The following is a 9,071-nucleotide window of genomic DNA, read 5'->3' as shown; positions in this document are numbered from 1 at the left end:
AACTTTCGCTGATTCGGCGCCCCGATGCGCCTAACTCTGTGAGAAATGCGGGCTAATTCTAATGAGGCCGCTTTAAAGCTCGCACGCAAAGTCGCAGGACGTTAGAATATCATCTCATTCACGCACGGATTTCATGGTATGAGTTTAGGAGCGATTGCCGCGAGCCAGCTGACTACCTGCGAAAGGTATTGACGGACGAGAGCAGTGGGATCGATTATCCAGCTGCCGAAACTAACTGGAATGCAATGGTGCAATCAGTTCAAACTGTAGCAAAAAGCGTCCACCGAGCGTTTGAGAGGCGCGGCCCACCAGCGGCTGATTAATTCTACGCGCTTACGGCATCGGAATATCCAAAGTTCTGGGCGACTCCCGACCCTCGTGGCATGCCCAGGGCGGCGTCCGGTCGGATGCGACGGGAAATCAGGCTCTGTAGTCCTCACCAGAACAGGTAGTGTTTCGATCTATTGATATGCTGTACCACCAGCGCCTAACGCGCGGTATGGACTGCGATGCAGCTCATCACGAAAGGACAGGGGTCGCAATGGCAAGCGTAGTTAATCCGTTGCAAGTCTCACGCTTCCTTCAAGTATATGATGAATCCGCCGCCCAGAGAGGTATCCAGCTTTCGATAGGATTCGATTTTCATAAGTATGTCTCGGTCACATTGGCCACGCCAACAAAGCGGCCCACATATCCAAATTTCCGGCCGGATCGCTCGCCAATCAGATCGGGCGAGGGATACTGGATCATAGGCTTCGACAAGAATAACGAGGTCGCTCTTTTAGAGGCTGCTCGATTGTACGATCTTTCGCACAGCAACTTTGCAGAACATCTTCAATCGCTAAAAGCGTTCTACGCTGACCCGACCGCGCATGCACATCCTCACGACCGTTGTACTTGCATAGCGCCAACCGCCAAAAAGATAGTCGGAAAAGTAGCCTACCATGGGGATCGTTGGATCCGTAGAGACTTTAGAGGACAGGGCATCCCCAAGATCATGGCCGGAATAGCACGAGGCGTGTCTCTTGCGATGTGGGCTCCTGACTTCTTATGCGCGCTTGTAGCGCGCCGGATATTGGATAAGGGCAGTGTATACGGATATGCACATTGTGAACCCGGTGGGTCGATATTACAGCTGATAGAAGAAGATATTGTGGACGACGATTGTCTTGTTTGGCTAACCGGCGAGGAGTTGAGGAGCCTCGTTGATCGTCACAACATAAACGAGCTGATTGTAGCCTCGTGACTTCGCGGGACTTAAGATCGGTAGCCTGGTGTTGTATCGCTGTCCTGCAACACGGAGCAGCCGTTAGATGCTCGGCACCGAAGGGAGTACGTGATGTCCTAACCGTCCATGGGCTCCTTTAGTTCGAGTCACATCCAGATTGTCTCGCACGGAGTACACATGAAGGCGATTATGAGTAGATCGATCGGAGGCCCCGAGACGCTGGTGCTCGAAGAGGTTGACGATCCCGTGGCTGCCGCCGGTCAGATCCTGATTCGAGTCAAAGCTAGCGGCGTAAACTTTCCGGACACGCTGATCATAGAAGACAAGTATCAATTCAAGCCGAAACGGCCATTTTCGCCCGGCGCCGAGTTTTCTGGCGTGGTCGAAGCGGTCGGTCGCGACGTATGCTCATTTCAACTTGGTGATCGCGTTATGGGGTTTTCAAGATGGGGATCAATGGCGCAGAAGATTGCTGTAGACGCGAGCCGCTGCGTGATGATACCGGACAACATGCCATTTGACGAAGCCTCCGCGTTCATACTTACCTTCGGCACGTCCTATTACGCATTGAAAGAAAAGGGGGGGCTAAGGAGCGGTGAGACTCTTCTTGTGCTTGGAGCGGCTGGCGGCGTCGGCCTTGCGGCAATTGAAATTGGAAAAGCGATGGGTGCTCGCGTTGTGGCCGCAGTTTCTACAACTGAGAAAGCGACACTAGTCCGAGAGCACGGAGCGGACCGTGCAGTGATATACCCCACCGCGCCGTTTGACGCATCTTCCCGCAGAGACGCCGCGCGCCTTCTTAAAGAGGCGTGCGCCCCGGACGGCGCTCACGTTGTATGTGATGTCGTAGGCGGCGACTATTCAGACGCGGCTTTACGCGCAATAGCTTGGGACGGTCGCTTCCTCGTTGTAGGATTTGCCGCAGGAATTCCACACATTCCGCTCAATCTTCCCTTGCTGAAGTCCTGCCAGATTATTGGCGTGTTCTGGGGACTGTGGCTTGACCAAAGTGAGCAACATCTTAGTCGCAGCGCAGCCGAGTTGCTCAAGTGGTATAAAGGTGGCAAGCTGCGCCCTTGCATATCCGCGCGCTTTTCATTGGCGGAGGCCGGCGATGCCATTGCCCAACTGGCCGCTCGAAAGGCGCTGGGAAAAGTGGTCGTCAATGTCGATTGAATTCACCTGCGGCGTGCGCGGGCGAATCGACGTAATGCGCGCGACCGCGGACTTCCAACAATCATAGCTTCCGATAATTTCGCCAAGCTCACCAGCGTGGACATGTTGCGCTGGCCACCGAAATCGCAACGAGTGGCGCTTTATTGCTAGGTTAGCGTCCTGCATACTCCGGCATGAAGCACCATATCCCGCGCTACAGCTGCAGCCGCGCCTGGATGGACAATGGCGGCCCTCACTGCATCGCCTTCGGCGGATTACCCGTCGACGATGCAATCGAGGAACCACTGCTTGGCGTCGTCGGTCCGGGTGCTATCGCCGCTGCAACCGCTGCCGCCAAGGAAGCCAGGGAACGGCGGGATCAGGTGCGCGATGCTCTTAGTCGCGACCTCGAAGCGGCGCGCTATGCCACCGACCGGGCCTTCCGGCAATACGATGCCGCTGACCCCGCGAACCGGTTGGTGGCGAGTGAGCTCGAAGCGCGCTGGAACAGGGCGCTCGCTCACTCCGCCATCCACCGGATCATTGAGAACCCGGTCTACGGCGGCGCCTATGCCTATGGTAAGACGGTAGAATCGGAGAGAGCCATGTCACGCGAGATGGCAATGCCAGGGAGCGGATACCGACGACAACCGCGGCCGCAGCAGCAGATGGATCTGTTCGGGAGCGGCCTGTCGAACGGCGCCATCGGCGCGCCCGCATGGTCGGAGCTGCCGGCGGAAGCGCGGGCGGCCCTCACGAGCCTGATGACGCAGTTGATCCTCGACCATGCTGCGACGACAGCGACAGCGCCCGCGAAGGAGGTCAGTCATGATCTCTGACAAGGTCAGGCCTAGCCGGAGCGCCTTGGGCGCGATCTTTAGGAGCTTTGCGGCGTTACTGAGGTTGAGCCAGGGTTCGATCGCGTCCTCGGCGGGCTTGAACACCGGGATGCGATGGTTCGAGCGCATCGAGGTGACACGCTCGCGCGTCCAGCGATTGCCGTTACCGGTCTTGACGCCATTGCGGTTGAGGAGGCCGGCGATCAGATCGTCGCTGGCGATCAGCACCAGTCGGCATACAGCCTCGATGATGTTGGCGGAGGTGCTGTTACGCTGCCCGCGCCGGCGCTTGGGCAAGCACAACTCGCTGTGGGCACCACCCACCCAGTGGACCAGGACAACGATCTCGGAGGCCGCGTCGTCGATATCGGCTACGACCTCGTGGATGAGAGTGCGCACAATGCGCTTCTTGAGGCAAGCATCCGTCGTCGGCGCATTCCAGACCGTTTTAAGGTTCGAGGCCAGAACGCTGAGCGCAACTGGATCAGCAATGGGTGCGGGCCTCGCCGCATAGATCGGATCGGCGAAGTAGCCTTCGATGTTGTTGGCGTAGATCGCGGCGATTAGCATGCGGCTGGAAGATTTCTCAAACTGGATCTCGCCCTTCTCCATCGGGCCGATCAACTTGGCATGCTCATCTTCATTGAGCCGGACGAAACCGCGGCCGCCATAGGTCTTGCTGCGATAGGCTTCCAGCGCGGCCAAACCCCGCCGGTATTGCTGTGGGGACGAGGGTCAGCTCGACTGCAAGCCCTGGCTCGGTAGCGGCTTGTCTGAGAAGGCCCGTGCATATAGAGCCATTCGTGGCCGCCATAGGGCCCGGTCAATTGCCGGTCGATGACGGTCGTGACGCCCGCGTCCTTGGCGCCGGCGCTGCTCGTGGTGATCAAGGGGTGACGCGCTCGCCAGCAGAGCCCTGCGCGTAAGGGCGGCGTTACTGGACTTGGCAACCGAAGCGACAACCCGGAAGCGTGTATGCGGGGCTATCCCGTATTCTCAGCCGGACTCGAATGTCTGATCATCTGAGGTCATCGCGGGCGCGCACTTAACCCTCAGCTCACCGTTTTCGAACAAGTCGGGAAGAGTCCGTTCCAAATAGGCGTTCCGGCCGCCGGAAGCGAAAGGGGGGCGTCTAGGCACGGAGTGATGGGCTCCGTCAACGTGTCCCTGCAAGCGAACAATGTTGATGGACTTGTCCAACGTCTCCGTGGATACCTCGCCGCTATTTTGGTTTATACGTAATTAACACCCATAGCCGTTCCAGAGAGCATCACGACAGAGCTAGTCATCATATGGTCGAAGACGTCGAGTGCTGCGACGTTGCCTACAAGCTCAAGCAGCCTCGGCAAGTATAGGCTTTCGAGAAGGACATCATCTTCCAAAAAGTCATCACATCGCGAGCTCTTGTATCGGTGGCATCCATGGTTTGGTCTGCCGGTTTTTGTCCACCAGGCGATCGCCAAGTCGGATAAAGTTGTTTTCCGCTGCATGCTGAGCGGCTCCGATACGACTCGGTGGCTTGAGATTCCTGCCTGGATATTCGATCGGGTGGCTTGCGCGGATGATTCGGTCGTCACCACCACGCTTTTTTTCGATTCATCAGCGCTGTCGGTGCTAGTGGGCGTTCTGTCGGATGTGTTGAAGGCGCGCACCGCATCATCGAACGCCTTGCTTTCTGGCGCAATCATGACCTCTCGCGGTCCCAATCGGGGAGTGGCCCATGTCAGGCAAGACCACGACAATGGCGCGCCGGCCGCCAGCACAGCGGAGCCGGCACAGGCAGGATCAGCGGCGCCTGGCCGCGCAAATGGACCTGTTCGCAAGCGGCCAGTCCAGCGGCGTCCTCGGAGCGCCGGCCTGGCCGGAGCTGCCGGCAGAGGTGGAAGGCATGCTGACCAACCTGAAGGCGCAGCTGACCCTGGAACACGCGGACAAGAGCAAGACGGCCGTAACGACGGAGGACGGTCATGATCTCTGACACGATTCGCCCCCAAACCACCTCGCTACGACACATCATGACCGACCACCTCGACTTGATCGTCCCGTTCCATGCATCGCCACGCCGACCTTCTCCGTCGGACCGATCAAGCACGCTCACAACGCCCGGCGAACGGGCCGGAGTCGGCCGCCCATGCACAACGCGCGGCTCGTCGCTATCGGCGGCGACATCTCAGAGGAAATCGCAAGCGGGCGCGCGACGCCCGGCCGACGTTGCCGCTGGATAAGCTGAAGTCCGTATTGGCGGGCAGGCATGGGAGATATCCCGCTCCTGTCCACTGCGCGCTGTCCGGATAGATTGGCGCACACCGCTATATCCTTTGTCGATTCCTCTTGCAACGTGGCCGTGGCCCATAGATCGGCGGGAAGGCTATTTTCCAGCTGGACGTCGCGCCGACCTCAATGGGGTGAGATCAGCCCACCAGGAAAGATAGGTGCAGTGACAATAGAGACATGAAATACTAGCCACCAACGAAAACAGCTCTGTCTGGGAAGAAAAGCAAGTTGGAGAACGTCACCATGAGTGAAATGGCTTTGATCAATAATGTCATTCCACGTACCGATGTCGTGAAACGCTCGGCGCGCATCGGCGCTGAAATCCTGAATATCAAGCTGTCGGGCGATTTGCCGGACCAGACCATCGCTGCGATCAATGGCCTGCTGCTTGAGCATAAGGTCATCTTCTTCCGCGAGCAGGGTCATCTCGACGACGCCGAGCAGGAGCGATTTGCTCGTCGTTTGGGGAAGCCTGTGCCGCCGCCTCCGACGGTGGGTACTCTCAAGGGAACGATTTCGATGATCGAAATTGATACGGTGCGCGGAGGTCTCCGGACTGACTGTTGGCACATCGATATGGCCTACATGGATGCCTATCCCAAGATTTTGGTGCTGCGAGGCGTTGTGATTCCATCAGTCGGCGGCGACACGGTATGGTCAAACACCGCGGCCGCATATCTCGATTTGCCACCGCCGCTGCAGCGGCTTGCCGACGACCTCTGGGTTGTTCACAGCAACGCGTTCGATTTTGCCATATTTCCCCGCCCTACCGAAGCCGATAAGAAGCATTATGACGAGGTTCTAAAGGCGAGGTTCGAAACCGAGCATCCCCTCGTACGTGTCCACCCCGAAACCGGCGAGCGGACGCTAGTGCTCGGCATGTATACGAAACGCTTTGTTGATGTGCCGAAATATGACGGCCAGAGGCTATTCGATCTATTCGAGTCTCATATCACCGCGCCGGAAAACACTCTGCGCTGGAACTGGAAGCAGGGCGATGTCGCCATCTGGGACAACCGAGCCACGATGCACTATGCGGCCAAGGACTACGGGGACCAGCCTCGCCTCGTTCGTCGCGCGGCCATCGAAGGTGAGGTGCCCATCGGCGTCGACGGCCGGTGCAGTGTAGCGCGTGTCAAAGTCATCAAGTAGCCGCCCGAATGTCGTCTAGCGCGTCCGCAAATTTCACGGAGATCGGCGTAGAAATTGTCAAGCGTAACGCCCTCGCACATGCCAGCATACGCACAACAGCACTTCGGCGGATGCTGGAATGCGCCAACTACTTCGAAGCCGCTGGAGCGCTCCCTCTCACGCGTCGATTTGCTTGTATTGGACGACTGGGGGCCCGAGCCGCTCAATGTCGATCGGCGCCGCGACCTCCTGGAGATCGTCGAGGATCGCTACGACGCCCGTTCGATTCTGATCACCAGTCAGGTTCCGATCGAGAACTGGTACGACATCATCGGTAACCCCACGTTCGCGGACTTCTCGAATCGCATCGTCCACAACGCATACCGCATCGAGCTCAGCGGCGTCAGCCTGCGCAAAATGAAGGCCGAGTCCGCTGTCAACTCCCCGTCCAGCCTGTGAGGTCCATCCTGATCGTATCCCAACTCCGCCGAGTCTGCCGTCGAAGGACGCTGCGCGCAGCTCGCGCAGGCGCGAAGATCGGCCATCCTTGACTTAGCGATACTCAGGTCGGGACATGGGGTAATCGCGGAGCACCACCGTTGCTAGCCTCTATGCGCTGATTCCCTACCGCAGGAGCAAGACAATGCACCCAATCGGCCAATACGTCGGTCTTGATGTGTAGCTTGAAGAAACGAAAGCTTGCGTCGTCGATGAATCTGGGCAGCCACTTTGGCGCGGCAAATGCGCATCTACGCCGGAGGGCATCGAGCAACTTGTTCGCAAGTATGCGCCAGGCGCCGTTCGCATTGGGATCGAAACCGGCATGCTGGCGGTTTGGCTTTTTCACGGGCTCAGGGAGCGTGGACTGCCAATCGTCTGCATCGATGCGCGCCATGCGAAAGCGGCACTCTCGTTGCAGATCAATAAGACCGATGCAAACGACGCCCATGGAATTGCGCAGATCGTTCGCGTCGGTTGGTATCGGCAGGTGCTGGTAAAGAGCATGGAAACCCACGCGGTCCGGGCCATGATTACTGCACGAGCCCAGCTCGTCAGCACAGCACTGAAAATCAAGAATACCGTCCGCGGACTGTTGAAGACGACGACGTTTGGAGTCATTCTGAGGGTGGGCAGTCAACGTCGCTAAGTTCAACTGGTCCGAGCGGCCATTCAGGATAATCCAATCCTCCTCACCATCGTTGAGCCAATGCTGATCGCGCTCAACGCTGTGCAAGACAAGATCACGGTCTTTGACAGCGCCCTGCGCAGGCGCCCCTGTGCGGATCCAGTAGCAAAGCGACTCATGATAGTCCCCGGTCTCGGCGTTGTTGTTGCGCTGTCGTATATCTGTACGATCGAAGATCCGGGGCGCTTCCGGCGCTCGCGAACCGGCGGCGCACCTGGGCTTGACGCCGAAACGGTTCCAATCTGGAGAGACGGATCGGATCGGACGCATACCTCGAGCTGGTGATCAGGGTATGAGAGCACTGCTTTACGAAGCCGCATGCGTCGTGCTCCGCCGCTGTACCCGACCGTGTCCTCTCAGGGAGTGGGGACAGGCTCTGAGCGAGCGGCTGGGAAGCAAGCGGGCGATCATCGCCGTTGCGCGGAAGCTTGCGGTGATCCTGCACCACGTCTGGCGCGACGGAACGTCGTTCCAATGGAGCATTCCAGCGATGATCGCCTAAAGACCGCCACGAACACCCCAATCCGCTGTCACTGAGAGCGGTAAGAGGTCCCTGCCGGGACGAGCGCCGGCGACCGAGTTATTCCTCCTGCGGCTGCAGACATGCAGACCGCGTTTGGGACATAGCGGCGTCGACCTCCTGACGCAAAGCTGCAGTTGCAACATCGATCGGACTGCGAAGAGAACGGTGGACCCGGCAGCGACTGACAGCCATGTCAGTGGCAAAGCTAAACAGCGATGTGATCGAATCCTGATGGCGAGCGTGTTCGCGCGCCGCAGCGACCTCAAGCCTGGCGCGATGCGCCACCGCCTTCGGCGGCTTCGGGCTTGACCTCGCCGCAACGCGCGAACTTAGATCAGCCATGGCTTCGACGGTAAGAACTGGTGTTCTTGCCTACACGACGATTGGAAGAGAAAGGGCTTGCATGATTGGCCGCGATTAGAGAACGAAGGATGGCCTGCTCGAATATAAGGATGAACGACTGCCGCGCTCCGCTTGACCTCAAGTCGCAGCACATCGATTATGCGCAAAGACCCGCTCGGGCGACGCCAGCGGTGTCTAGCTTCAAATCGGAATACTGGAGGGTTCAACACTGGAGGGTTCAAATAGGTCCCGCGTCACAGAACTCACCGCAAGTCCGGCGCGGGACCTATTTGAAGCCGAGTTGAACGTCTTATGGACACGGACCTATTGGCGCTCATCTAGGAGCCTGTCCGAGTAATCGGATTTTTCTCGACGAAGAACAAGCGTTGTGAT

At 58.3% G+C, this 9,071-nt stretch carries 8 protein-coding genes and 4 pseudogenes; 9 read left to right on the top strand and 3 right to left on the bottom strand.

Features of this window, described 5'->3' with window-relative positions:
- Positions 1-541: 541 nt before the first annotated feature.
- Positions 542-1,246 (top strand): hypothetical protein, encoded by a 705-nt coding sequence (locus CQ13_RS03730; RefSeq protein ID WP_063800032.1) that lies wholly within the window; start codon positions 542-544, stop codon positions 1,244-1,246.
- Between the two features lie 159 nt (positions 1,247-1,405).
- On the top strand, positions 1,406-2,404 hold the full coding sequence (locus tag CQ13_RS03725) for an NADPH:quinone oxidoreductase family protein (RefSeq protein WP_057841672.1): 999 nt from the start codon (positions 1,406-1,408) through the stop codon (positions 2,402-2,404).
- A 254-nt stretch (positions 2,405-2,658) separates the two neighbouring features.
- Here CQ13_RS03725 and CQ13_RS45260 read toward each other — a convergent pair whose 3' ends face one another.
- The gene (locus CQ13_RS45260; RefSeq protein ID WP_245309015.1) at positions 2,659-2,907 is read right to left on the bottom strand and encodes a hypothetical protein; all 249 of its coding nucleotides are present in this window, start codon (positions 2,905-2,907) and stop codon (positions 2,659-2,661) included.
- Between CQ13_RS45260 and CQ13_RS45255 the strand changes: the two genes are divergently transcribed.
- Positions 2,863-3,222: a recombinase family protein gene (locus CQ13_RS45255; protein WP_245309014.1), complete on the top strand. Its 360-nt coding sequence runs from the start codon at positions 2,863-2,865 to the stop codon at positions 3,220-3,222. The genes CQ13_RS45260 and CQ13_RS45255 overlap by 45 nt on opposite strands.
- 567 nt (positions 3,223-3,789) lie before the next feature.
- Here CQ13_RS45255 and CQ13_RS45250 read toward each other — a convergent pair.
- Together CQ13_RS45250 and CQ13_RS03710 are read right to left on the bottom strand one after the other, a co-directional pair.
- Positions 3,790-3,927: pseudogene (locus CQ13_RS45250) on the bottom strand (hypothetical protein); the annotation flags it as partial.
- A 527-nt stretch (positions 3,928-4,454) separates the two neighbouring features.
- A complete protein-coding gene (locus CQ13_RS03710; RefSeq protein WP_057841670.1) occupies positions 4,455-4,910 on the bottom strand; it encodes a hypothetical protein in 456 nt (151 codons plus the stop codon).
- Between the two features lie 32 nt (positions 4,911-4,942).
- Between CQ13_RS03710 and CQ13_RS03705 the strand changes: the two genes are divergently transcribed.
- The 6 genes and pseudogenes from CQ13_RS03705 to CQ13_RS45235 all read left to right on the top strand — a co-directional run bounded on the left by CQ13_RS03705 (position 4,943) and on the right by CQ13_RS45235 (position 8,315).
- Entirely contained in the window at positions 4,943-5,200 is a 258-nt protein-coding gene (locus CQ13_RS03705; protein WP_057841669.1) for a hypothetical protein, read from the top strand.
- A 539-nt stretch (positions 5,201-5,739) separates the two neighbouring features.
- Positions 5,740-6,648: a TauD/TfdA dioxygenase family protein gene (locus tag CQ13_RS03700; RefSeq protein WP_057841668.1), complete on the top strand. Its 909-nt coding sequence runs from the start codon at positions 5,740-5,742 to the stop codon at positions 6,646-6,648.
- Between the two features lie 147 nt (positions 6,649-6,795).
- A pseudogene (locus tag CQ13_RS03695) lies at positions 6,796-7,086 on the top strand (ATP-binding protein); the annotation flags it as partial.
- Between the two features lie 289 nt (positions 7,087-7,375).
- Positions 7,376-7,774: pseudogene (locus CQ13_RS45245) on the top strand (IS110 family transposase); the annotation flags it as partial.
- Positions 7,775-7,952: 178 nt separating this feature from the next.
- A pseudogene (locus tag CQ13_RS46705) lies at positions 7,953-8,096 on the top strand (transposase); the annotation flags it as partial.
- A 9-nt stretch (positions 8,097-8,105) separates the two neighbouring features.
- Complete coding sequence (locus CQ13_RS45235) at positions 8,106-8,315, top strand: hypothetical protein (protein WP_063800029.1); 210 nt, start codon at positions 8,106-8,108, stop codon at positions 8,313-8,315.
- The last annotated feature ends 756 nt before the right edge of the window (positions 8,316-9,071 follow it).

Source organism: Bradyrhizobium retamae (assembly GCF_001440415.1).
Classification (GTDB): domain Bacteria; phylum Pseudomonadota; class Alphaproteobacteria; order Rhizobiales; family Xanthobacteraceae; genus Bradyrhizobium; species Bradyrhizobium retamae.
This window is presented reverse-complemented; position numbering and strand designations above follow the sequence as displayed.